General features: G+C 60.9%; 21 protein-coding genes. 12 read left to right on the plus strand and 9 right to left on the minus strand.

The features are described 5' to 3' along the window. Positions 1-14: 14 nt before the first annotated feature. The 3 genes from AC07Y2_RS17005 to AC07Y2_RS17015 are packed head-to-tail and all read left to right on the plus strand — an operon-like array spanning position 15 to position 3080. Entirely contained in the window at positions 15-1196 is a 1182-nt protein-coding gene (locus AC07Y2_RS17005; RefSeq protein WP_039769483.1) for an amino acid ABC transporter permease, read from the plus strand. Positions 1197-1206: 10 nt separating this feature from the next. Next, on the plus strand, positions 1207-2304 hold the full coding sequence (locus tag AC07Y2_RS17010) for an amino acid ABC transporter permease (protein ID WP_007957335.1): 1098 nt from the start codon (positions 1207-1209) through the stop codon (positions 2302-2304). 11 nt (positions 2305-2315) lie between these two features. Then, positions 2316-3080, plus strand: coding sequence for an amino acid ABC transporter ATP-binding protein (locus AC07Y2_RS17015; protein WP_007957337.1), 765 nt, complete (start codon positions 2316-2318; stop codon positions 3078-3080). A gap of 52 nt (positions 3081-3132) precedes the next feature. Here the strand turns inward: AC07Y2_RS17015 and AC07Y2_RS17020 are convergent, their stop codons facing one another. Both AC07Y2_RS17020 and AC07Y2_RS17025 read right to left on the minus strand, forming a co-directional pair. Next, positions 3133-3624: a type II TA system antitoxin MqsA family protein gene (locus AC07Y2_RS17020; protein ID WP_074691189.1), complete on the minus strand. Its 492-nt coding sequence runs from the start codon at positions 3622-3624 to the stop codon at positions 3133-3135. After that, positions 3621-3932 carry a type II toxin-antitoxin system MqsR family toxin gene (locus tag AC07Y2_RS17025; RefSeq protein ID WP_074691191.1) on the minus strand — a complete coding sequence of 104 codons (312 nt, stop codon included), beginning with the start codon at positions 3930-3932 and terminating at the stop codon, positions 3621-3623. The genes AC07Y2_RS17020 and AC07Y2_RS17025 overlap by 4 nt, the downstream gene beginning before the upstream one ends. Positions 3933-4098: 166 nt before the next feature. On the opposite strand from AC07Y2_RS17025, the gene AC07Y2_RS17030 reads away from it, so the two are divergent. From AC07Y2_RS17030 to AC07Y2_RS17050, 5 genes are all read left to right on the plus strand, one after another. Next, a complete protein-coding gene (locus AC07Y2_RS17030; RefSeq protein ID WP_103386426.1) occupies positions 4099-4758 on the plus strand; it encodes a FadR/GntR family transcriptional regulator in 660 nt (219 codons plus the stop codon). Continuing rightward, positions 4748-6052: a CynX/NimT family MFS transporter gene (locus tag AC07Y2_RS17035; RefSeq protein ID WP_039769487.1), complete on the plus strand. Its 1305-nt coding sequence runs from the start codon at positions 4748-4750 to the stop codon at positions 6050-6052. The genes AC07Y2_RS17030 and AC07Y2_RS17035 overlap by 11 nt, the downstream gene beginning before the upstream one ends. A 100-nt stretch (positions 6053-6152) precedes the next feature. Further along, a complete protein-coding gene (locus tag AC07Y2_RS17040) occupies positions 6153-6626 on the plus strand; it encodes a nuclear transport factor 2 family protein (RefSeq protein WP_085666865.1) in 474 nt (157 codons plus the stop codon). 39 nt (positions 6627-6665) lie between these two features. Further along, positions 6666-6968: a GIY-YIG nuclease family protein gene (locus tag AC07Y2_RS17045; protein ID WP_039769491.1), complete on the plus strand. Its 303-nt coding sequence runs from the start codon at positions 6666-6668 to the stop codon at positions 6966-6968. Between the two features lie 276 nt (positions 6969-7244). Continuing rightward, positions 7245-8180: a glutathione S-transferase family protein gene (locus tag AC07Y2_RS17050; protein WP_103386427.1), complete on the plus strand. Its 936-nt coding sequence runs from the start codon at positions 7245-7247 to the stop codon at positions 8178-8180. Between the two features lie 31 nt (positions 8181-8211). Here the strand turns inward: AC07Y2_RS17050 and AC07Y2_RS17055 are convergent, their stop codons facing one another. After that, positions 8212-8562, minus strand: coding sequence for a glutaredoxin family protein (locus tag AC07Y2_RS17055; protein ID WP_039769495.1), 351 nt, complete (start codon positions 8560-8562; stop codon positions 8212-8214). Beyond that, positions 8562-9566, minus strand: coding sequence for a nucleoid-associated protein YejK (yejK, locus tag AC07Y2_RS17060; protein ID WP_039769496.1), 1005 nt, complete (start codon positions 9564-9566; stop codon positions 8562-8564). The genes AC07Y2_RS17055 and yejK overlap by 1 nt, the downstream gene beginning before the upstream one ends. Positions 9567-9962: 396 nt before the next feature. Here yejK and AC07Y2_RS17065 point away from each other — a divergent pair, with 396 nt between their 5' ends. Beyond that, positions 9963-10244, plus strand: a complete 282-nt coding sequence (locus AC07Y2_RS17065; protein ID WP_007957357.1) for an HU family DNA-binding protein — start codon at positions 9963-9965, stop codon at positions 10242-10244. Positions 10245-10369: 125 nt separating this feature from the next. On the opposite strand, the gene rlmF is transcribed toward AC07Y2_RS17065, so the two are convergent. From rlmF to AC07Y2_RS17090, 5 genes are all read right to left on the minus strand, one after another. Further along, positions 10370-11392, minus strand: a complete 1023-nt coding sequence (gene rlmF, locus AC07Y2_RS17070; protein ID WP_074691199.1) for a 23S rRNA (adenine(1618)-N(6))-methyltransferase RlmF — start codon at positions 11390-11392, stop codon at positions 10370-10372. A 132-nt stretch (positions 11393-11524) separates the two neighbouring features. After that, positions 11525-14371: a valine--tRNA ligase gene (locus AC07Y2_RS17075; protein WP_103386428.1), complete on the minus strand. Its 2847-nt coding sequence runs from the start codon at positions 14369-14371 to the stop codon at positions 11525-11527. Between the two features lie 151 nt (positions 14372-14522). Next, positions 14523-14927: a hypothetical protein gene (locus tag AC07Y2_RS17080; RefSeq protein WP_039769501.1), complete on the minus strand. Its 405-nt coding sequence runs from the start codon at positions 14925-14927 to the stop codon at positions 14523-14525. Positions 14928-14935: 8 nt separating this feature from the next. Beyond that, a complete protein-coding gene (locus AC07Y2_RS17085; RefSeq protein WP_074691201.1) occupies positions 14936-15364 on the minus strand; it encodes a DNA polymerase III subunit chi in 429 nt (142 codons plus the stop codon). Between the two features lie 60 nt (positions 15365-15424). Further along, entirely contained in the window at positions 15425-16915 is a 1491-nt protein-coding gene (locus AC07Y2_RS17090; protein WP_039769503.1) for a leucyl aminopeptidase, read from the minus strand. Positions 16916-17222: 307 nt separating this feature from the next. Here AC07Y2_RS17090 and lptF point away from each other — a divergent pair, with 307 nt between their 5' ends. The 3 genes from lptF (at position 17223) to lepA (ending at position 21367) form a co-directional block, all read left to right on the plus strand. After that, complete coding sequence (lptF, locus tag AC07Y2_RS17095) at positions 17223-18344, plus strand: LPS export ABC transporter permease LptF (protein ID WP_103386429.1); 1122 nt, start codon at positions 17223-17225, stop codon at positions 18342-18344. After that, complete coding sequence (lptG, locus tag AC07Y2_RS17100; protein WP_103386430.1) at positions 18337-19398, plus strand: LPS export ABC transporter permease LptG; 1062 nt, start codon at positions 18337-18339, stop codon at positions 19396-19398. Before lptF ends, lptG begins: the two co-directional genes overlap by 8 nt. 172 nt (positions 19399-19570) lie before the next feature. Further along, positions 19571-21367, plus strand: coding sequence for a translation elongation factor 4 (gene lepA / locus AC07Y2_RS17105; RefSeq protein ID WP_103386431.1), 1797 nt, complete (start codon positions 19571-19573; stop codon positions 21365-21367).

Consider the following 21367-nt stretch of genomic DNA (forward strand, 5'->3'; position numbering starts at 1 on the left):
TTCCGGGGCACTTCATGCAAAATTCAATCGGCGCACCAAAGCAGAGGCTCAGCCTCAGCGATCCACGAGTGCGTGCGTGGGTATTTCAGATCATCACCATCGTGGCGGTGGTCTCCCTGGGCTGGTATCTGTTCGATAACACCCAGACCAACCTGCAACACCGGGGTATCACTTCGGGGTTCGACTTTCTCGAGCGCAGTGCCGGGTTCGGCATCGCTCAACACCTGATCTCCTACACCGAAGCGGACAGTTATGCCCGGGTGTTTGTCATCGGCCTGCTCAACACGCTGCTGGTGACGTTCATCGGTGTGATCCTGGCCACGATCCTCGGCTTCATCGTCGGCGTCGCGCGCCTGTCGAAGAACTGGATCATCGCCAAACTGGCAACGGTGTACGTGGAGGTGTTCCGTAACATCCCGCCACTGCTGCAGATCCTGTTCTGGTACTTCGCGGTGTTCCTGACCATGCCGGGGCCGCGCAACAGCCACAACTTTGGCGATACCTTCTTCGTCAGCAGCCGTGGCCTGAACATGCCGGCCGCGCAAATGGCCGACGGTTTCTGGGCGTTCGTGATCAGCATCGTGGTGGCCATCGTCGCCATCGTGTTGATGAGCCGCTGGGCCAACAAGCGCTTTGAAGCCACCGGCGAGCCGTTCCACAAGTTCTGGGCCGGCCTGGCGCTGTTCCTGGTGATCCCGGCGCTGTGTGCGCTGATCTTCGGTGCGCCCGTGCACTGGGAAATGCCGAAGCTGCAGGGCTTCAACTTCGTCGGTGGCTGGGTGCTGATTCCGGAACTGCTGGCCTTGACCCTGGCGCTGACGGTGTACACCGCCGCGTTTATCGCCGAGATCGTGCGTTCGGGCATCAAGTCGGTCAGCCATGGCCAGACCGAGGCGGCGCATTCGCTCGGCCTGCGCAACGGCCCGACCCTGCGCAAGGTGATCATTCCGCAAGCGCTGCGGGTCATCATCCCGCCGCTGACCAGCCAATACCTGAACCTGGCGAAGAACTCCTCGCTGGCGGCCGGTATCGGTTATCCGGAAATGGTTTCGCTGTTCGCCGGCACCGTGCTGAACCAGACCGGTCAGGCGATCGAAGTCATTGCCATCACCATGAGCGTGTACCTGGCGATCAGTATCAGCATTTCCCTGCTGATGAACTGGTACAACAAGCGCATCGCGCTGATCGAGCGGTAAGGAATAGCGCATGAGTACTCATACTTTCAAACCCGACATGCCACCGCCGGCCAAGGTCTTCGGCCCGATGGCGTGGATCCGCGCGAACATGTTCTCCAGTTGGCTCAACACCCTGCTGACCCTGTTCGCGTTCTACTTGATCTATCTGGTGATTCCGCCGATCCTCAGCTGGGCGATCATCGATGCCAACTGGGTCGGCACTACCCGCGCCGACTGCACCAAGGACGGCGCCTGCTGGGTGTTCATCCAGCAGCGTTTCGGTCAGTTCATGTACGGCTACTACCCGCCGGAACTACGCTGGCGCGTGGACCTGACGGTGTGGCTGGCGGTCATCGGCGTGGCGCCACTGTTCATCAAGCGCGTGGCGCACAAGGCGGTGTACGGCCTGAGCTTCCTGGTGGTCTACCCGATCGTTGCCTGGTGCCTGCTGCATGGCGGCGTCTTCGGCCTCGACACCGTGGCGACCAGCCAGTGGGGCGGTCTGATGCTGACCCTGGTGATCGCCACTGTCGGCATCGCCGGTGCGTTGCCGCTGGGGATTGTCCTGGCGCTGGGCCGGCGTTCGAACATGCCGGCGATCCGTGTGGTCTGCGTGACCTTCATCGAGTTCTGGCGCGGCGTGCCGTTGATCACGGTGCTGTTCATGTCCTCGGTGATGCTGCCGCTGTTCCTGCCCGAAGGCATGAACTTCGACAAGCTGCTGCGGGCGCTGATCGGCGTGATCCTGTTCCAGTCGGCGTACGTCGCCGAGGTGGTGCGCGGCGGTCTGCAAGCGATCCCCAAGGGCCAGTACGAAGCCGCGGCCGCGATGGGGCTCGGTTACTGGCGCGCCATGGGCCTGGTGATTCTGCCGCAAGCCCTGAAGCTGGTGATTCCCGGCATCGTCAACACCTTCATCGCGCTGTTCAAGGACACCAGCCTGGTGATCATCATCGGCCTCTTTGACCTGCTCAACAGCGTCAAGCAAGCCGCTGCCGATCCGAAATGGCTGGGCATGGCCACCGAAGGCTACGTGTTCGCCGCCCTGGTGTTCTGGATTTTCTGTTTTGGTATGTCGCGCTATTCCATGCACCTGGAACGCAAGCTCGACACTGGCCACAAGCGTTAGGAGTTTTTTCGATGAGCGAAGCAATCAAAAAGCCAGTGGGCCCTGAAGGCATCATTCAGATGCAGGGCGTGAACAAGTGGTACGGCCAGTTCCACGTGCTGAAAGACATCAACCTCAACGTGCGTCAGGGCGAGCGTATCGTGCTGTGCGGCCCGTCGGGTTCCGGCAAATCCACCACCATCCGCTGCCTCAACCGTCTGGAAGAGCACCAGCAGGGCCGCATCGTGGTCGATGGCGTGGAGCTGACCAACGACCTCAAGCAGATCGAAGCGATCCGCCGCGAAGTCGGCATGGTGTTCCAGCACTTCAACTTGTTCCCGCACCTGACCATCCTGCAGAACTGCACCCTGGCGCCGATGTGGGTACGCAAGATGCCCAAGCGCAAGGCCGAGGAAATCGCCATGCATTACCTGGAGCGCGTACGCATTCCGGAGCAGGCGCACAAGTACCCGGGGCAACTGTCCGGCGGTCAGCAGCAGCGTGTGGCGATCGCCCGCGCGTTGTGCATGAAACCGAAAATCATGCTGTTCGACGAACCGACCTCGGCACTCGACCCGGAGATGGTGAAAGAAGTACTCGACACTATGATCGGCCTCGCCGAAGACGGTATGACCATGCTCTGCGTAACCCACGAAATGGGCTTCGCACGCACCGTGGCCAACCGCGTGATCTTCATGGACAAGGGCGAAATCGTCGAGCAGGCGGCACCGAACGATTTCTTCGACAATCCACAGAATGATCGGACGAAGCTGTTCCTGAGTCAGATCCTGCATTGATATCTGATGAGTAAAACCAACCCGGCCTAGTGCCGGGTTTGTTTTTTGTGGGTCAGGAGGCGGTGAGGGCTTCTTGTTCTTTGTGCTCGGTGAACTTGAAGGCGTTCCTCAGATCCGCCCCTTCACCCAGGGCTTTCGCATCGGCGAGCAAGTGCGGATAGCGATCGAGCAGGCGCATCAGCAGCATCAACGCCTTCGGCGGAAGCACTTCGCCGCGCTCATAGCGGGAAAATGCGTTGTGTCCGCCACCAGAAAGCAGTTGCACCGTTTCTTTTTGCGTCAGGTGCAATTTGCGCCGGATGCGCTTCATCTCGTTACCGATCATTTGTCGGGCAGCAATCACCAGATCATCACCGGCTTGCGTGTAGCGTTCTGCACTATCGGTATCGGCGTCCCACTCGACCTCACCGCATTTGCGACATTCCCAGCCAGCAAGGTCATCGATACGACGTTCCATGCCTTTGACACTGATGGTTTCGCCGCGGCCCTCGAAATGTGTCATTCCCTCACGTGCACCGCAGCTGAAACATTGCCGGGTCTTCATTGGTTTTTCTCCTTGAAGGAGATTACCGGTGGGCCACCTTCGGGGCGGTATGTCACCTTGATGTAAATCTCCAGATCGTGTGAGTGCGTGTGATAAACGTCTTGCCAGACTCGATGATCGTCATAGGTGGTCATCGACTTGTACAACATCCTGTTCTGCAGTTCGAAAACGATTTCTTGCATCTCTATGATGCTGAAGCCGAGATCCAGTCCGGTTTTTTCTGCGCTCTTGGTGAATGCCTGTCTTCCCCGTCGCCTGACCTCTGCCTTGATCACCACCAAGTCGTAATGGGGTGTGTTCTTTTCCATAAGAAACCAAAACCCTATCCCTGAAATTACCCTTAAAGGGTAATTTTGACTAATCGAAAATCCCGCTCCATTTGTCTCTCTCTGACCCTAGGTGGTTGCCGTCCTACACGGAGCTGACTAACATGTCAGAAAATTCATCCCATGATTGGATGAAAGGGCGAATCCTATGTCAGACATTTCTCCACTCATTAAGCGATCTTTGGTCGATCAGGCCCTGGATCAATTGCGTCAGCGCATCACCGACGGCACCTGGCAGGTCGGTCAGCGGTTGCCGACCGAGCCCGAGTTGTGCGCCGAACTCGGCATCAGTCGCAACACCGTGCGCGAGGCGATGCGGGTGCTGGCATTTTGCGGGTTGATCGAAATCCGTCAGGGTGACGGCAGTTACCTGCGGGCGGTGGTCGATCCGATGGACACGCTCAAGGCGCTGTCCAGATGCTCGCTGGACCAGGCCCGGGAAACCCGGCACATCCTTGAAGTCGAGGCCATCGGCCTGGCGGCCTTGCGTCGGACCGACGACGACCTTGTGGCTCTGCGCGAGGCACTGGGGCACGCCGGCAGTCACTACCATGGCGACCTCGACAGCTACATCGCCTGCGATCTGGTGTTCCACCGCCGTCTGGTGGACGCCGCGCACAACCCGACCCTCAGCGAGCTGTATCGCTATTTTTCCAGCATCGTCGGCGCGCAATTGCGCCAGACCCTGAACATCGTCCCCCGTCGACAGGAAGTCTTCGATTTGCACGTCGCCTTGCTGGAGGCCGTCGAGCAACGCGACCCGGAGCGGGCCAAAGCCCTGTCGAGGCAGTTGATCAATGAACCTTGAAACCGAGAAAACCATGTCCCGTCCAGAAGTCTCCCCGGCTGCCGTTCGCAAGGCCGAGCTCGAAGAGTTGTTGATCGACGCCGAAGCCGATGACGAGCAGGTGCAGCAAAGCCATCCGCTGGTGCGGCGCCCGTGGCTGTTGCTGCTGGGGCTGATCCTGGTGGCGTTGAACCTGCGACCGGCGCTGTCGAGCATGGCGCCGTTGCTCAGTGAGGTGTCGAGAAGCCTTGGCTTGTCAGCTGCTCAGGCAGGATTGCTGACGACATTGCCGGTGCTCTGCCTCGGCTTGTTCGCCCCGCTGGCCCCGGTGCTCGCGCGGCGTTTCGGTGCCGAGCGGGTGGTCTTGGGGATTCTTCTGACACTGGCCGGCGGCATTATCCTGCGCAGCAATTTCGGTGAGATCGGTCTGTTCGCCGGCAGCGTGGTGGGTGGCGCGAGCATCGGCATCATCGGCGTGTTGCTGCCGGGCATCGTCAAGCGTGACTTCGCCAAGCATGCCGGCACCATGACCGGTGTCTACACCATGGCCCTGTGCCTGGGTGCGGCGATGGCGGCGGGGTCCACCGTGCCACTGAGTGAGCACTTCAACCACAGCTGGGCCATGGGATTGGGGTTCTGGGTGATTCCGGCGCTGGTTGCTGCGGTTTTCTGGCTGCCGCAAATCGGCCAGAAGCACGGTGCGCACAACGTTGCCTACCGGGTGCGCGGTCTGCTGCGGGATCCGCTGGCCTGGCAAGTGACCTTGTACATGGGCCTGCAATCGTCGCTGGCCTACATCGTGTTCGGCTGGTTGCCGTCGATCCTCATCGGTCGCGGGCTGACGCCAACCCAGGCCGGTCTGGTGCTGTCCGGTTCGGTGATCATCCAGCTCGCCAGTTCCCTGGCGGCACCGTGGCTGGCCACCCGGGGCAAGGATCAGCGCCTGGCGATCGTGGTAGTAATGGCGCTGACCCTTGGCGGCCTGTTCGGTTGCCTGTACGCGCCGATCGAAGGTCTGTGGGGCTGGGCGATCCTGCTGGGCCTGGGGCAGGGCGGTACGTTCAGCCTGGCGCTGACCCTGATCGTGCTGCGCTCGCGGGATTCCCACGTGGCGGCGAACCTGTCGAGCATGTCCCAGGGCTTTGGCTACACCCTCGCGTCCATGGGGCCGTTCGCGGTCGGCGTGGTGCACGACTGGACCGGCGGCTGGAACGCCGTGGGCTGGATCTTCGGCATCATCGGTGCCGGGGCAATCCTCGCCGGCCTCGGTGCCGGTCGCGCGCTGTACGTGCAGGTGACAAGCGAAAAGGTCTGACGCGCACACATTGTCGGTATTCGGAATGCGAATGCCGATAGTGTTTCGCGCGGTTGCGGATTATCGTGCTGGCAATCTGTACATTTCCTGGAGATTGCCCATGAGTGAAGTAGCCCACAGCGCCCTGATCACCCGTTTCTACCAGGCTTTCCAGCGCCTCGACGCCGAGGCCATGGCCGCCTGCTACACCGACGACGTAGTGTTCAGCGATCCGGCCTTCGGCGAACTGCGCGGGCGCGATGCCGGCGACATGTGGCGCATGCTCACCACCCGCGCCAAGGACTTCTCCCTGACCTTCGACAACGTCCGCGCCGACGAACGCAGCGGCGGCGCCCACTGGGTGGCGACCTACCTGTTCAGCCAGACCGGCAACGTCGTGATCAACGACATCCAGGCACGCTTCGTCTTCCGTGACGGCAAGATCTGTGAACACCACGACCAATTCGACCTGTGGCGCTGGTCGCGTCAGGCGCTGGGCTTCAAGGGCCTGCTGCTTGGCTGGACGCCACTGGTGCGCAACGCCGTCCGCGCCCAGGCGCTGAAAGGGCTGAAGGCATTTCAGGCGAGTCGCTGATAAGATCGCCGCCTGTTTTCCTTACGCCTGAATTGTCCCGTGATCAGCCTCAGCGAAAATCCTCCCGATGCCGACGTTCCAGTGAACAAGGCCTGGTTCGTCTACCTCGTACGCGCCGCCAACGGTTCGCTGTACTGCGGGATCAGCGATGATCCCGTGCGCCGTTTTGCCAAGCACCAGAGCGGCAAAGGGGCGCGATTCTTTCTCTCAAGCCCGGCGATGGCGCTGGTCTACACCGAGCGTTGTCGCGACAAGGGTGATGCGTTGCGTCAGGAGCGGTTGATCAAGAAGCTCAGGAAGAGTGCGAAGGAATGTCTGGTGGCGTCTTATCGGCCTGATTGATCGGGGGCAGGCGGTAGAAGTCCCTGCATGTCGAAGGCGCTGCCTCAGGCAAGCGGCAGGCGAAAAAAAACCGCCTTTGCGGGGCGGTTTTTTCGGCAAGCATCGGTTTGCGGCCGCGCTTGGTGCATCTCACTGAATACACTGGCGTGGCTGAAGACTATTCGCCTTTGCGCCCATTATCAACCTGACTGATCAGTTCCCATCAGCCGGATCCGTAGGCTGCGAACGAATTGCGCGCTAAGCTGCGGGCTCACTTTCTGTGCGGCGGAGCCGAGCATGTCCGAGTTGATTCTGCATCATTACCCGACCTCTCCATTTGCCGAAAAGGCCCGGCTGCTGTTGGGTTTCAAGGGCTTGTCCTGGCGTTCGGTGCACATCTCGCCGGTGATGCCGAAGCCGGACCTGACTGCCCTGACCGGTGGCTACCGCAAGACCCCGGTGCTGCAGATCGGCGCCGATATCTACTGCGACACCGCGTTGATCGCCCGCCGCCTCGAGCAGGAAAAGGCCCAGCCGTCGTTCTTCCCGGAAGGTCAGGAGATGATCGCCGCCAGTTTTGCCGCCTGGGCCGATTCGGTGGTGTTCCAGCATGCGGTGAGCCTGGTGTTTCAGCCCGAGTCGGTGGCGGTGCGTTTCGGCAAGTTGCCGCCGGAAGCGATCAAGGCCTTCCTCGCCGATCGGGCCGGACTGTTCAGTGGTGGCAGCGCGAGCAAGCTGTCAGCCGAGCAGGCCAAACACAACTGGCCGACTGTCATGGCACGTCTGGAGCAGCAGTTGCAGCGTGAAGACGGTGACTTCCTGTTCGGTGAACCGTCGATTGCCGACTTCGCCATGGCCCATCCGCTGTGGTTTCTCAAGGCCACGCACGTGACGGCGCCCTTGGTTGATGCTTATCCGGCAGTGTCGGCGTGGCTGGGGCGTGTGCTCGGTTTTGGCCATGGCGCGGCCAGCGAGATGAGCTCGGAGGAAGCACTGGAGATCGCGCGCAGTTCGAAGCCAGCGGCGTTGCCGGACGAGGAATTCACTGATCCGAACGGGTTCGTGGCAGGTCAGCAGGTGCTGATCGCCGCGACAGACTACGGCGTTGATCCGGTGGCCGGTGAGCTGGTGTTTGCCGGTCGAGAGGAGCTGATCCTGCGCCGTGAAGACGAACGTGGCGGGGTGGTGCATGTGCACTTCCCGCGTTTCGGTTTCCGAATCGAGAAACGCTGAAACAAATGAGGGAGCTCTTGGGCTCCCTCGTTCATTTCAGTGCAGCGAGAATCTCGTCCGGATCGAACCCGCGAATCAACGTGCCATTGACGTCGATCAGCGGGATCCCGCGCCCGCCCAGCGCTTCGTACGCCTTGCGTGCCTCGGTATCCTTCTCGATATCGAATTCCTTGAACGCAATGCCTTTCTGGTCGAGAAAGCGCTTGGTCTGCTTGCAGTAGCCGCACCAGTCCGTGGCGTACAGCACGACATGGGCGTTGGCGCGAACCTGCTCGGACGACATCTGCGACGGGTTGAACACCCGCTCGATCTTGCCCCAGTTCTGATAGACCACAACCACCAGCAGAACCAGCAGAACCTTTTTCAGCACATTGCCGAGCATCAGTTGCGGCGCTTGAGCTGATCGGTCAGCGAGGTCGGCAGACCTTTGATGACCAGGGTCCCGGCTTCTTCGTCGTACTCGATTTTCGAGCCCAGCAGGTGCGCTTCGAAGCTGATCGACAGGCCTTCGGCGCGACCGGTGAAGCGGCGGAACTGGTTGAGGGTGCGCTTATCCGCCGGGATCTCCGGCGACAGGCCGTAATCCTTGTTGCGGATGTGATCGTAAAAGGCTTTCGGGCGTTCTTCGTCGATCAACTCCGAGAGTTCTTCCAGGCCCATTGGCTCGCCGAGCTTGGCCTGGCTGCTGGCGTAGTCGACCAGGGTCTTGGTCTTCTCGCGGGCGGAATCTTCCGGCAGGTCTTCGCTCTCGACGAAGTCGCTGAAGGCCTTGAGCAGGGTGCGGGTCTCTCCGGGGCCGTCGACGCCTTCCTGGCAGCCAATGAAGTCGCGGAAGTACTCCGAGACCTTTTTGCCGTTCTTGCCCTTGATGAACGAGATGTACTGCTTGGACTGCTTGTTGTTCTGCCACTCGGAAACGTTGATCCGCGCTGCCAGGTGCAGTTGACCGAGATCGAGGTGGCGCGACGGCGTCACATCCAGTTCATCGGTCACCGCCACGCCTTCGCTGTGGTGCAGCAGGGCGATGGCCAGGTAATCGGTCATGCCTTGCTGATAGTGGGCGAACAGCACGTGGCCGCCGACCGACAGGTTCGATTCTTCCATCAGCTTTTGCAGGTGCTCGACCGCGACCTTGCTGAACGCAGTGAAGTCCTTGCCGCCTTCCATGTATTCCTTCAGCCAGCCGCTGAACGGAAACGCACCAGACTCCGGATGGAACAGCCCCCAGGCTTTGCCCTGTTTGGCGTTATAGCTCTCGTTGAGATCGGCGAGCATGTTCTCGATGGCTGCGGACTCAGCCAGTTCGGAGTCACGGGCGTGCAGAACTGCGGGTGTGCCGTCGGGTTTTTTGTCGATCAAATGGACGATGCAATGACGGATCGGCATAGGCTTCTCGGCTGGTGGAAGGGAGGAGGGCGGGCTCCCCCGAAAAAGCGCCCAGTGTACCGCAACCACTGGATTTGGCGCGGGGTGAAGGGCAAATCCGGGTCAGCCGACCGCCCTTATGCATTTATTTACCGATTTAGCGCAATAAACCTGACCATTTGGCTAGCTGGAAGCGGATATTTCCTTGTCTCTGTGCTAGTTTTGCCCGGTCTTGTGCGAAGTCACCGCGACAAGCATGCATTCAGCTTTTGTCAGGTCGAACCAAACCTTGATTTCGGCATCTATAACCCCGACTCGTCGTGGTTATCGCCGAGGGTGCCAGATCCAGAAGATCGGGCTCGATGGCTGACACTGCACTCTGCAATCCATATGAATTTGATAGGGAAGGAACACTACATGGCTCTTACTAAAGACCAACTGATCGCCGACATCGCTGAAGCTATCGACGCGCCGAAAACCACCGCGCGTGCCGCTCTGGACCAACTGGGCCAAATCGTTGCCGATCAGCTGGAAAACGGTGCCGAAATCACTTTGCCAGGTATCGGCAAGCTGAAAGTGACCGAGCGTCCTGCCCGCACTGGCCGTAACCCATCGACTGGCGCTGCCATCGAAATCCCTGCCAAGAAAGTGATCAAGCTGGTTGTGGCCAAAGGCCTGACCGACGCTGTGAACAAGTAAGACGCAGCGATAAAAGAAAACCGTGCACCGGAGTGATCCGGGCACGGTTTTTTTGTGCCTGCCGATTGTGTTTCAGCAGTAGCAGCGGCTGCTTTGCGAATTAGCGCCGCCCCAGCTGAAACGTATTACGTGCGCACCCAGCGTTCGCGCCGCCAGATCTGCTGCTCGGACTTGGTCTGGAAGGTCCAGGCGACGAAGCGGCTCTGCTTCTGGCCCTGGGACATCTCCACCACCTGGCTTTCCAGCGCGCCGGCCTTCTTCAGTGCGGTTTCGATGGCAGGCAGGTTCGAGGCTTTCGAGACCAGGGTGCTGAACCACAACACCTTGTGCGCAAAGTTCGCGCTTTCGGCGATCAGTTGCGTCACGAAACGCGCTTCGCCGCCTTCACACCACAGCTCGGCCGACTGACCGCCGAAATTCAGCACCGGCAGTTTGCGTTTCGGGTCGGCCTTGCCCAGGGCTCGCCATTTACGCTCGCTGCCCTTGGTGGCCTCTTCCATCGAGGCATGGAACGGCGGGTTGCACATGGTCAGGTCAAAGCGCTCGCCGGGTTCCAGCAGGCCGATCAGGATGTGCTTGCGATTCTCCTGCTGGCGCAGCTGGATGACCTTGTTCAGGTCGTTGGACTGGACGATAGCCCTGGCGGCGGCCACGGCGGTCGGATCGATCTCCGAGCCGAGGAAGTGCCAGCGATATTCGCTGTTGCCGATCAGCGGATACACGCAGTTGGCGCCCATGCCGATATCCAGCACGTTGACGATGGCGCCGCGCGGAACCACGCCGTCGTTGTTGCTGGCCAGCAGGTCAGCCAGGAAGTGGATGTAGTCTGCACGGCCCGGCACCGGCGGGCACAGATAATCGGCCGGGATGTCCCAATGCTGGATGCCGTAGAACGACTTGAGCAGCGCCCGGTTGAACACACGCACTGCATCGGGACTGGCGAAGTCGATGCTTTCCTTGCCGTACGGGTTGGTGATCACGAACTTCGCCAGTTCCGGCGTGGTCTTGATCAGCGCCGGGAAGTCGTAACGACCCTGATGGCGATTGCGCGGATGCAGGCTGGCCTCTTTACGCGGCGCCACGGGCTTGGCCGGGGTGGCGGAGTCAGGCTTCTTGCGCGCAGGTTTCGGTGTACGTGGGGCGTTCATGGGCGTGGTCGATTCGGGTAGGGCTGAAAGTGGCGGCCATTGTCCCACAGGGAGCCGTGTTGTTGGCCGGAAAAGTGCCGGGCACAAAAAAGGGAGGCCGTTGCGGGCCTCCCTTTTCAGTGCGATACGCCGTTACAGGCTGGCAATCCGCGCGTGCTGCTCGGCCAGTTTGCCCAAGGCCTGTTCAGCCTCGGCCAGTTTGGCGCGCTCCTTCTCGATGACTTCGGCCGGGGCCTTGTCAACGAAACCGGCGTTGGACAGCTTGCCGCCGACCCGCTGGACTTCGCCCTGCAGACGCAGGATTTCCTTGTCCAGGCGCGCCAGCTCGGCGCCCTTGTCGATCAGACCGGCCATCGGCACCAGCACTTCCATCTCGCCAACCAGCGCGGTCGCGGACAGCGGCGCTTCTTCGCCGGCGGCCAGTACGGTGATCGATTCCAGACGCGCCAGCTTCTTCAGCAGCGCTTCGTTTTCGGTCAGGCGACGCTGGTCTTCAGCGCTGACGTTCTTCAGGTAGATCGGCAGTGGCTTGCCCGGGCCGATGTTCATTTCGCCACGGATGTTGCGCGTGCCGAGCATCAGACCCTTGAGCCATTCGATGTCGTCTTCGGCCGCCGGATCGATACGCTCTTCGTTGGCCACCGGCCAAGGTTGCAGCATGATCGTCTTGCCCTGAATGCCGGCCAGCGGCGCGATGCGCTGCCAGATTTCTTCAGTGATGAACGGCATGAACGGATGCGCCAGGCGCAGCGCCACTTCCAGTACCCGAACCAGTGTGCGACGGGTGCCGCGCTGGCGCTCGATCGGTGCGTTTTCGTCCCACAGCACGGGTTTGGACAGTTCCAGATACCAGTCGCAGTACTGGTTCCAGATGAACTCGTACAGCGCTTGCGCCGCCAGGTCGAAACGGAACTGATCCAGTTGACGGGTCACTTCGGCTTCGGTGCGTTGCAGTTGCGAGATGATCCAGCGATCCGCCAGCGACAGCTCGTAGGCTTCGCCGTTCTGGCCGCAGTCTTCGCCCTTGTCCAGAACATAACGCGCGGCGTTCCAGATTTTGTTGCAGAAGTTGCGATAGCCTTCGACGCGGCCCATGTCGAACTTGATGTCGCGACCGGTGGACGCCAGCGAGCAGAAGGTGAAGCGCAGGGCGTCGGTGCCGTAGCTGGCGATGCCGTCGGCGAACTCGTCGCGGGTCTGCTTCTCGATCTTCTTCGCCAGTTTCGGCTGCATCAGACCGGAAGTGCGTTTCTGCACCAGGGTTTCGAGCTCGATACCGTCGATGATGTCCAGCGGGTCCAGGACGTTGCCCTTGGACTTGGACATCTTCTGGCCCTGGCCATCACGCACCAGACCGTGCACGTAAACGGTCTTGAACGGAACCTGCGGCGTGCCGTCCTCGTTCTTGATCAGGTGCATCGTCAGCATGATCATCCGGGCAACCCAGAAGAAAATGATGTCGAAACCGGTAACCAGCACGTCGGTGGAGTGGAATTTCTTCAGGAACTCGGTCTTTTCCGGCCAGCCCAGGGTGGAGAAGGTCCACAGGCCCGAACTGAACCAGGTGTCGAGAACGTCGTTGTCCTGTTGCAGCGCAACGTCCGGGCCGAGGTTGTGCTTGGCGCGCACTTCGGCTTCGTCGCGACCGACGTAGACCTTGCCCGACTCGTCGTACCAGGCCGGAATCCGGTGGCCCCACCACAGCTGACGGCTGATGCACCAGTCCTGGATGTCGCGCATCCACGAGAAGTACATGTTTTCGTACTGCTTCGGCACGAACTGGATACGACCGTCTTCAACGGCAGCAATCGCAGGCTCGGCCAGCGGCTTGGTGGACACGTACCACTGATCGGTCAGCCACGGCTCGATCACGGTGCCGGAACGGTCGCCTTTCGGCACTTTCAGGTTGTGATCGTCGACGCTGACCAGCAGGCCGGCGGCGTCGAACGCAGCCACGATCTGCTTGCGCGCTTCGAAACGCTCGAGACCGGCATACTCGGCCGGAATCTTGCCGTCGATGCTGTCGTTCAGCGTGCCGTCGAGGTTGAACACTTGCGCTGCCGGCAGCACGTTGGCGTTCTTGTCGAAGATGTTCAGCAGCGGCAGGTTGTGGCGCTTGCCGACTTCGTAGTCGTTGAAATCGTGGGCCGGGGTGATTTTCACGCAGCCGGTGCCGAATTCAGGATCGCAGTAATCGTCGGCGATGATCGGAATGCGGCGGCCGACCAGCGGCAGCTCGACAAACTTGCCGATCAGGGCTTTGTAGCGCTCATCGTTCGGGTTCACCGCGACGGCGGAGTCGCCGAGCATGGTTTCCGGACGGGTGGTCGCGACGATCAGGAAATCCTTGCCTTCAGCGGTTTTCGTGCCGTCGGCCAGCGGGTATTTCAGATTCCACAGGAAACCTTTCTCGTCGTGGTTTTCCACTTCGAGGTCGGAAATCGCCGTGTGCAGTTTGGTGTCCCAGTTGACCAGACGCTTGCCGCGATAGATCAGACCGTCTTCGTGCAGGCGCACGAAGGCTTCTTTAACGGCTTCCGAGAGGCCGTCGTCCATGGTGAAGCGCTCGCGGCTCCAGTCTACGGACGAGCCGAGGCGGCGGATCTGACGGCTGATGTTGCCGCCGGACTGATCCTTCCACTCCCAGACTTTCTCGAGGAATTTTTCCCGGCCCAGATCATGGCGGTTCTGGCCCTGGGCTTCGAGTTGACGCTCCACCAGCATCTGCGTGGCGATACCGGCGTGGTCGGTGCCCGGCTGCCACAGGGTGTTGCGACCCTGCATGCGGCGGAACCGGATCAGGGCGTCCATGATCGCGTTGTTGAAACCGTGACCCATGTGCAGGCTGCCGGTGACGTTCGGCGGCGGGATCATGATGGTGTAGGAGTCGCCCGCGCCTTGCGGGGCGAAGTAGTTCTCGGACTCCCAGGTGTTGTACCAGGAAGTTTCAATGGCGTGCGGCTGGTAGGTCTTATCCATGCGCGGCGGGACCCTATTGGCATTTATTCAGGAAAAGCCGGGAAGTATAGCTGGGGGGGCAGCGGCAGGCTACAAGCTGCGAGCCGCAAGCTATTGTCTGCGGACTCAGGCAGCTGTGGATTTCAGAAGGTATGCGGCTTTTGCTCGCCGCTTAAAGCTTGCCGCTCGAAGCTGCGGCGAGAAGCCGTTCCATCCGCGCCTCGAGGCGACGTTTGATTTCGGTTTCGATGTGCGGAGCGAAGTCGTCGATCACGTCCTGCATGATCAGTTGCGCAGCGGCGCGCAGTTCGCTGTCCAGGTGCAGGATAGCGTCGGGGCCTTTCTCCACAGGCGCAGCGGCAGATTGCGGAGCAGGCGTTGGCGCGGGTGCAGCTTCGACGGCTTGCGGTGTGTTGTCGACCGAATCGAACAACATCGGAATCTGTTCCTGTTCGCCATCATCGACCGTGTCGGTCAAAAGCGGCGGTTGCAGGTTGTCATCGCCGAGCAACTGGCGGATCGACTCGAGGTCGTCCAGCAGGTGCGCGGGTTTTTGCAGCGGTTTTGGAGTGTCCATCGGCGTACTCAGAGTCGCTGTAAACGGTGGTCTTGCAGAGGATAGCCCTGTTCGCGGTAGAAACGGAAACTCTCCCGCGCCGCAGTGCGGATCGCCGGATCTTCCACCACCACCTCGGCAACGCGGGCGAATTTATTGGCGAAAACCGGGACTTTCAGGTCAAGGTTGACCAGTAAGTCTGTGTGCTGGCCGCAGTCATCGCCCAGTCCCAGCACGATCAGTCCTTCCGGTTCGCTGTCGGCCGGGCCATGAGGCACGAAGGTTTCGCCCTTGAACGCCCACAGTCGCGCATCGAGATCATCACGCTGGGCGGCATCGCTGCAATGCAGGTAGATGCGGTGGCCCATGCGCCAGGCTTTATCGGTGAGCTTGCAGGCAAAATCCAGACGCGCCGAAGGGTCGGCACTGGGCAGGATATAAAAGTCGACTTTGGTCATTGCGGTTCCTGAGCCTCGAACGGCGCCACCCGAAGGCAGCGCCGCCCAGGTTCATCGGTTTCAGGCTTTGGCGCGATCCAGCAGGTATTGAGTCAGCAACGGAACCGGACGGCCGGTGGCGCCCTTGTCCTTGCCGCCGCTGGTCCAGGCGGTGCCCGCGATGTCCAGGTGCGCCCAGTTCAGGTTCTTGGTGAAGCGCGACAGGAAGCACGCGGCAGTGATGGTGCCGGCTTTCGGACCGCCGATGTTGGCGATGTCGGCGAACGGGCTGTCCAGTTGCTCCTGGTACTCATCGAACAGCGGCAGTTGCCAGGCGCGATCGTCGGCAGCCTTGCCGGCGCTCAGCAGTTGCTCGATCAGTTCGTCGTTGTTGCCCAGCAGGCCCGATGTGTGGGCGCCCAGCGCAACGACGCAGGCACCGGTCAGGGTGGCGATGTCGATCACGGCTTGCGGCTTGAAGCGCTCGGAGTAGGTCAGTGCATCGCACAGCACCAGACGGCCTTCGGCGTCGGTGTTGAGGATTTCCACGGTCTGGCCGCTCATGGTGGTGACGATGTCGCCCGGGCGCGAAGCGGTGCCGCTCGGCATGTTCTCGGCGCAGGCCAGGATGCACACCAGGTTGATCGGCAGTTTCAGTTCCAGCACGGCGCGAAGGGTACCGAACACGCTGGCGGCGCCACCCATGTCGTACTTCATCTCGTCCATGCCGGCGCCCGGTTTCAGGCTGATACCGCCAGTATCGAAAGTGATGCCTTTACCGACCAGTGCGTACGGCTTCTCGGATTTCTTGCCACCGTTGTATTGCATGACGATCAGGCGCGGCGGCTGGGCGCTGCCCTGGCCGACGGCGTAGAACGAACCCATGCCCAGGGATTTGATCTTCTTCTCGTCGAGGACTTCGACTTTCAGATCCTTGAACTCTTTACCGAGGTTCTTGGCTTGCTCGCCGAGGAAGGTCGGGTGGCAGATGTTCGGCGGCAGGTTGCCCAGGTTACGGGTGAACGCCATGCCGTTGGCGATCGCGGTGGCGTGGTTCACGGCGCGTTGCACTTCGGCCTGAGCGGCCTTGATGGTCAGCAGGGTGATTTTTTTCAGGGCGCGCGGTTCGGCTTTCTGGCTCTTGAACTGGTCGAAGGTGTATTCGCCATCGACCAGGGTTTCGGCCAGCAGACGGGTCTTGCCGTAGCTGTCGCGGTTCTTGATGATGATTTCATCGAGCGCCAGCACGGCGTCGCTGCCACCCAGGCCTTTAAGCGTGTTGAGGATGCCGGCGACGATCTTGCGGAACGGACGGTCGCCCAGTTCTTCATCCTTGCCCACGCCGACCAGCAGCACGCGTTCGGCTTTCAGGTTCGGCAGGCTGTGCAGCAACAGGCTCTGGCCGACCTTGCCGGCCAGGTCGCCACGCTTGAGCACGGCGCTGATGGCGCCGCCGCTCAGTTCGTCGACCTGTTTGGCGGCAACGCCGAGTTTGCGGCCTTCGCCGACGGCAACCACCAGGGTGGCGGTTTTCAACGTTTCTGGGCTAACGCTTTTTACAACCAGTTCCATGTCCGGATCCCTGAATGAATGGTCAACACGCAGGCGTTCGACGTGTCCGCCGTCGCCTGCTTATAGAGAGAAGAGGCGCAGGCCAGTGCCTGCGACAGAGGCGGCAGTTTGAACCTCGCTCACCGCGCCTGACAACCCTCGGTTGTACGATCTTCAACGGATTGCATGCTTGCGTGAGTGTGCGCAGTGACAGGCGCCCTCAATCACAGGATAATGCCGCATCTTTTTTCGACGGCTCTGCCTTGCGGGCCCGTCGATACGTTTGCTTGTTTGGCCGCCTTAGCCTGACAACCCTGGAGTGTCTGGTTTGATCGTCTTCCGTTATCTGTCCCGCGAAGTCCTGTTGACCCTGAGTGCGGTAAGTGCCGTGCTGCTGGTCATCATCATGAGCGGTCGCTTCATCAAATACCTTGCCCAGGCCGCCGCGGGCCAGCTCGATCCGGGATCGCTGTTCCTGATCATGGGCTACCGTCTGCCGGGCTTCATGCAATTGATCCTGCCGCTGGGGTTGTTCCTCGGGATTCTGCTGGCCTACGGCCGGCTGTATCTGGAAAGCGAAATGACCGTGCTCTCGGCCACCGGCATGAGTCAGCAACGGCTGTTTCGCATGACCCTGTTCCCGGCCACCCTGGTGGCACTGGTGGTTGCGTGGCTGAGCCTGAGCCTGGCCCCGCAAGGCGCCAACCAGTTCCAGCTGCTGCTGAACAAGCAGGACGCCCTGACCGAATTCGACACCCTCGAGCCAGGCCGCTTCCAGGCCCTGCGCGACGGTACGCGGGTGACCTACACCGAAACCCTGAGCGACGATCGGGTCAACCTTGGCAGCGTGTTCATTTCGCAGAAGAACCTCGGCGCCAACCAGAAAGATCGCGGGATTTCCGTGCTGGTGGCGGAGAAAGGTCGTCAGGAAGTGCGTCCCGACGGCAACCGCTACTTGATCCTCGACAATGGCTACCGCTACGACGGCAGCCCGGGTCAGGCCAACTACCGCGCCATCCACTACGAAACCTACGGCGTACTGCTGCCCAAGCCGGATGTCAGCGAGGAAGTCACCGACCGTGACGCCATGCCGACTTCGTCCCTGCTGGGCAGCGACGACATTCGCTCGAAAACCGAACTGCAATGGCGTCTGTCGCTGCCGTTGCTGGTGTTCATCGTGACCCTGATGGCGGTGCCGCTGTCGCGGGTCAACCCGCGTCAGGGGCGTTTCCTCAAGCTGCTGCCGGCGATTCTTCTTTATATGGCTTACCTGACCATCCTGATTGCCGCCCGCGGCGCCCTCGAGAAAGGCAAGATTCCACCGGCGCTCGGCTTGTGGTGGGTGCATGCGATCTTCCTGGCGATCGGTCTCGGTCTGCTGTACTGGGAGCCTTTGCGCCTGAAGCTGGCCAGCCGTCGCAGCGCAGCGCTGGAGGTGGCCCGTGGTTAAACTCGACCGCTATATCGGCAGCAGCGTGTTCATGGCGATCATCGCAGTGCTGGCGATCATTCTCGGCCTGGCCACCTTGTTTGCGTTCATCGACGAGATGGGCGACGTCAGTGACACCTACACCCTGGTCGACGTTCTGAGCTTCGTGCTCCTGACCGCGCCGCGTCGGCTCTACGACATGCTGCCGATGGCGGCGCTGATCGGCTGCCTGATCGGTCTCGGCAGTCTGGCGAGCAGCAGCGAGCTGACCGTGATGCGCGCCGCCGGTGTGTCCATCGGGCGCATCGTCTGGGCGGTGATGAAGCCGATGCTGGTGCTGATGCTGGCCGGTGTGCTGATCGGTGAATACGTGGCGCCGGCCACCGAAAGCATGGCCCAGGCCAACCGTTCGCTGGCGCAAGGCAGCGGCGACGCGCAAAGCGCCAAGCACGGCATGTGGCACCGCCAGGGTGACGAATTCATCCACATCAACTCCGTGCAACCCAACGGTCGTCTGTACGGCGTGACCCGCTATCACTTCGACAGGGAGCGCCATCTGCTCAGCTCGAGCTTCGCCAAGCGCGCCGAGTTCGACACCGATCACTGGCAGCTCACCGACGTGACCACCACCAAATTCCACGAGCGCAGCACCGAAGTGGTCAATACGCCGGTCGAGCGCTGGGACGTTTCCCTGAGCCCGCAACTGTTGAGCACCGTGGTGATGGCGCCGGAATCGCTGTCGATTACCGGTCTGTGGGGTTACATCCACTATTTGGCTGATCAGGGCTTGAGCAACGGTCGTTACTGGCTGGCATTTTGGGTCAAGGTGTTGCAGCCGCTGGTGACCGCCGCGCTGGTGCTGATGGCAATCTCCTTCATCTTCGGCCCGCTGCGTTCGGTGACCCTCGGTCAGCGGGTGTTCACCGGTGTGCTGGTGGGCTTCACCTTCCGCATCGTCCAGGATCTGCTGGGTCCATCCAGCCTGGTATTCGGCTTCTCGCCGCTGTTCGCGGTGCTGGTGCCGGCTGGCGTGTGTGCGCTGGCAGGTGTCTGGCTGTTGCGCCGAGCCGGTTGATGAACAAGGTTTCACCCACGCTTTAGCCTTGAAAACGCCTCGGTCGCCAGACCGGGGCGTTTTTGCATGCAATCCGGGTGACAGGCGAACGTGACGCTTGCGCCGTGTATCAGGTACAATTCCCGGCTATTTTTCGGCGGGCCAAGCCTGCAGCCTTTTTGAGTGTTGATCCGTGAGTGATTTGAGTCATATCCGCAATTTCTCCATCATCGCCCACATTGACCATGGCAAGTCGACGCTGGCTGACCGTTTCATCCAGATGTGCGGTGGCCTGGCCGAGCGTGAAATGGAAGCCCAGGTACTGGATTCCATGGATCTGGAGCGCGAACGCGGGATCACCATCAAGGCCCACAGCGTTACCCTCTATTACAAGGCCAAAGACGGCGTCACCTATCAGCTGAACTTCATTGACACCCCGGGCCACGTCGACTTCACCTACGAAGTCAGCCGTTCCCTGGCGGCCTGTGAAGGTGCGCTGCTGGTGGTCGATGCGGGGCAGGGCGTGGAAGCCCAGTCCGTGGCCAACTGCTACACCGCCATCGAGCAGGGCCTCGAGGTCATGCCGGTCCTGAACAAGATCGACCTGCCACAGGCCGAGCCCGATCGCGTCAAGGACGAGATCGAGAAGATCATCGGCATCGACGCCACCGACGCCGTCACCTGCAGCGCCAAGACCGGCCTGGGTGTCGACGAAGTGCTCGAGCGTCTGGTCGCCACCATTCCTGCGCCGACCGGCAACATCGAAGATCCGCTGCAAGCGTTGATCATCGACTCCTGGTTCGACAACTACCTGGGCGTTGTCTCCCTGGTGCGCGTGCGTCATGGCCGCGTGAAGAAGGGCGACAAGATTCTCGTCAAGTCCACCGGCAAGGTGCATCTGGTCGACAGCGTGGGTGTGTTCAACCCGAAACACACCGCCACCGCTGACCTGAAGGCCGGCGAAGTGGGCTTCATCATCGCCAGCATCAAGGACATTCACGGTGCGCCGGTCGGTGACACCCTGACCCTGAGCTCCACCCCGGACGTTCCGGTACTGCCAGGCTTCAAACGCATCCAGCCGCAGGTTTACGCCGGTCTGTTCCCGGTCAGTTCCGACGACTTCGAGGACTTCCGCGAAGCGCTGCAGAAACTGACCCTGAACGACTCGTCGCTGCAATACACCCCGGAAAGCTCCGACGCGCTGGGCTTCGGCTTCCGTTGCGGCTTCCTCGGCATGCTGCACATGGAAATCATCCAGGAGCGCCTGGAGCGCGAATACGACCTGGACCTGATCACCACGGCGCCAACCGTAATCTTCGAACTGGTGCTGAAAACCGGTGAAACGATTTACGTCGACAACCCGTCGAAGCTGCCGGACGTCTCGTCGATCGAAGATATGCGCGAGCCGATCGTGCGCGCCAACATTCTGGTGCCGCAGGAGCATCTGGGCAACGTCATCACTCTGTGCATCGAGAAACGCGGTGTGCAGGTCGACATGCTGTTCCTCGGCAGTCAGGTGCAAGTGACCTACGACCTGCCGATGAACGAAGTGGTGCTGGACTTCTTCGATCGTCTGAAATCCACCAGCCGCGGCTATGCTTCGCTGGACTACCATTTCGATCGTTACCAATCGGCTAATCTGGTGAAACTGGACGTGCTGATCAACGGCGACAAGGTCGACGCTCTGGCGTTGATCGTGCACCGTGACAATTCGCACTTCAAAGGTCGCCAGTTGACCGAGAAGATGAAAGAGCTGATTCCTCGTCAGATGTTCGACGTGGCCATCCAGGCTGCCATTGGCGGTCAGATCGTCGCCCGGACAACCGTCAAGGCACTCAGAAAGAACGTATTGGCCAAGTGCTACGGCGGCGACGTCAGCCGTAAGAAAAAACTGCTTGAGAAGCAGAAGGCCGGTAAGAAACGCATGAAACAGGTCGGCAACGTGGAAATCCCGCAAGAAGCCTTCCTCGCCGTGCTCAGGTTGGAATAG

Source organism: Pseudomonas sp. GW456-12-1-14-TSB6 (assembly GCF_059424205.1).

Coding starts and splice junctions, on each gene's coding strand:
- AC07Y2_RS17075 (WP_103386428.1), bottom strand. CDS start 14,371: ATGGATAAGACCTACCAGCCGCACGCCATTGAAACTTCCTGGTACAAC.
- AC07Y2_RS17015 (WP_007957337.1), top strand. CDS start 2,316: ATGAGCGAAGCAATCAAAAAGCCAGTGGGCCCTGAAGGCATCATTCAG.
- AC07Y2_RS17010 (WP_007957335.1), top strand. CDS start 1,207: ATGAGTACTCATACTTTCAAACCCGACATGCCACCGCCGGCCAAGGTC.
- AC07Y2_RS17090 (WP_039769503.1), bottom strand. CDS start 16,915: ATGGAACTGGTTGTAAAAAGCGTTAGCCCAGAAACGTTGAAAACCGCC.
- AC07Y2_RS17080 (WP_039769501.1), bottom strand. CDS start 14,927: ATGGACACTCCAAAACCGCTGCAAAAACCCGCGCACCTGCTGGACGAC.
- yejK (WP_039769496.1), bottom strand. CDS start 9,566: ATGCCGATCCGTCATTGCATCGTCCATTTGATCGACAAAAAACCCGAC.
- AC07Y2_RS17065 (WP_007957357.1), top strand. CDS start 9,963: ATGGCTCTTACTAAAGACCAACTGATCGCCGACATCGCTGAAGCTATC.
- AC07Y2_RS17005 (WP_039769483.1), top strand. CDS start 15: ATGCAAAATTCAATCGGCGCACCAAAGCAGAGGCTCAGCCTCAGCGAT.
- AC07Y2_RS17020 (WP_074691189.1), bottom strand. CDS start 3,624: ATGAAGACCCGGCAATGTTTCAGCTGCGGTGCACGTGAGGGAATGACA.
- AC07Y2_RS17085 (WP_074691201.1), bottom strand. CDS start 15,364: ATGACCAAAGTCGACTTTTATATCCTGCCCAGTGCCGACCCTTCGGCG.
- AC07Y2_RS17030 (WP_103386426.1), top strand. CDS start 4,099: ATGTCAGACATTTCTCCACTCATTAAGCGATCTTTGGTCGATCAGGCC.
- AC07Y2_RS17055 (WP_039769495.1), bottom strand. CDS start 8,562: ATGCTCGGCAATGTGCTGAAAAAGGTTCTGCTGGTTCTGCTGGTGGTT.
- AC07Y2_RS17035 (WP_039769487.1), top strand. CDS start 4,748: ATGAACCTTGAAACCGAGAAAACCATGTCCCGTCCAGAAGTCTCCCCG.
- AC07Y2_RS17040 (WP_085666865.1), top strand. CDS start 6,153: ATGAGTGAAGTAGCCCACAGCGCCCTGATCACCCGTTTCTACCAGGCT.
- AC07Y2_RS17025 (WP_074691191.1), bottom strand. CDS start 3,932: ATGGAAAAGAACACACCCCATTACGACTTGGTGGTGATCAAGGCAGAG.
- rlmF (WP_074691199.1), bottom strand. CDS start 11,392: ATGAACGCCCCACGTACACCGAAACCTGCGCGCAAGAAGCCTGACTCC.
- AC07Y2_RS17050 (WP_103386427.1), top strand. CDS start 7,245: ATGTCCGAGTTGATTCTGCATCATTACCCGACCTCTCCATTTGCCGAA.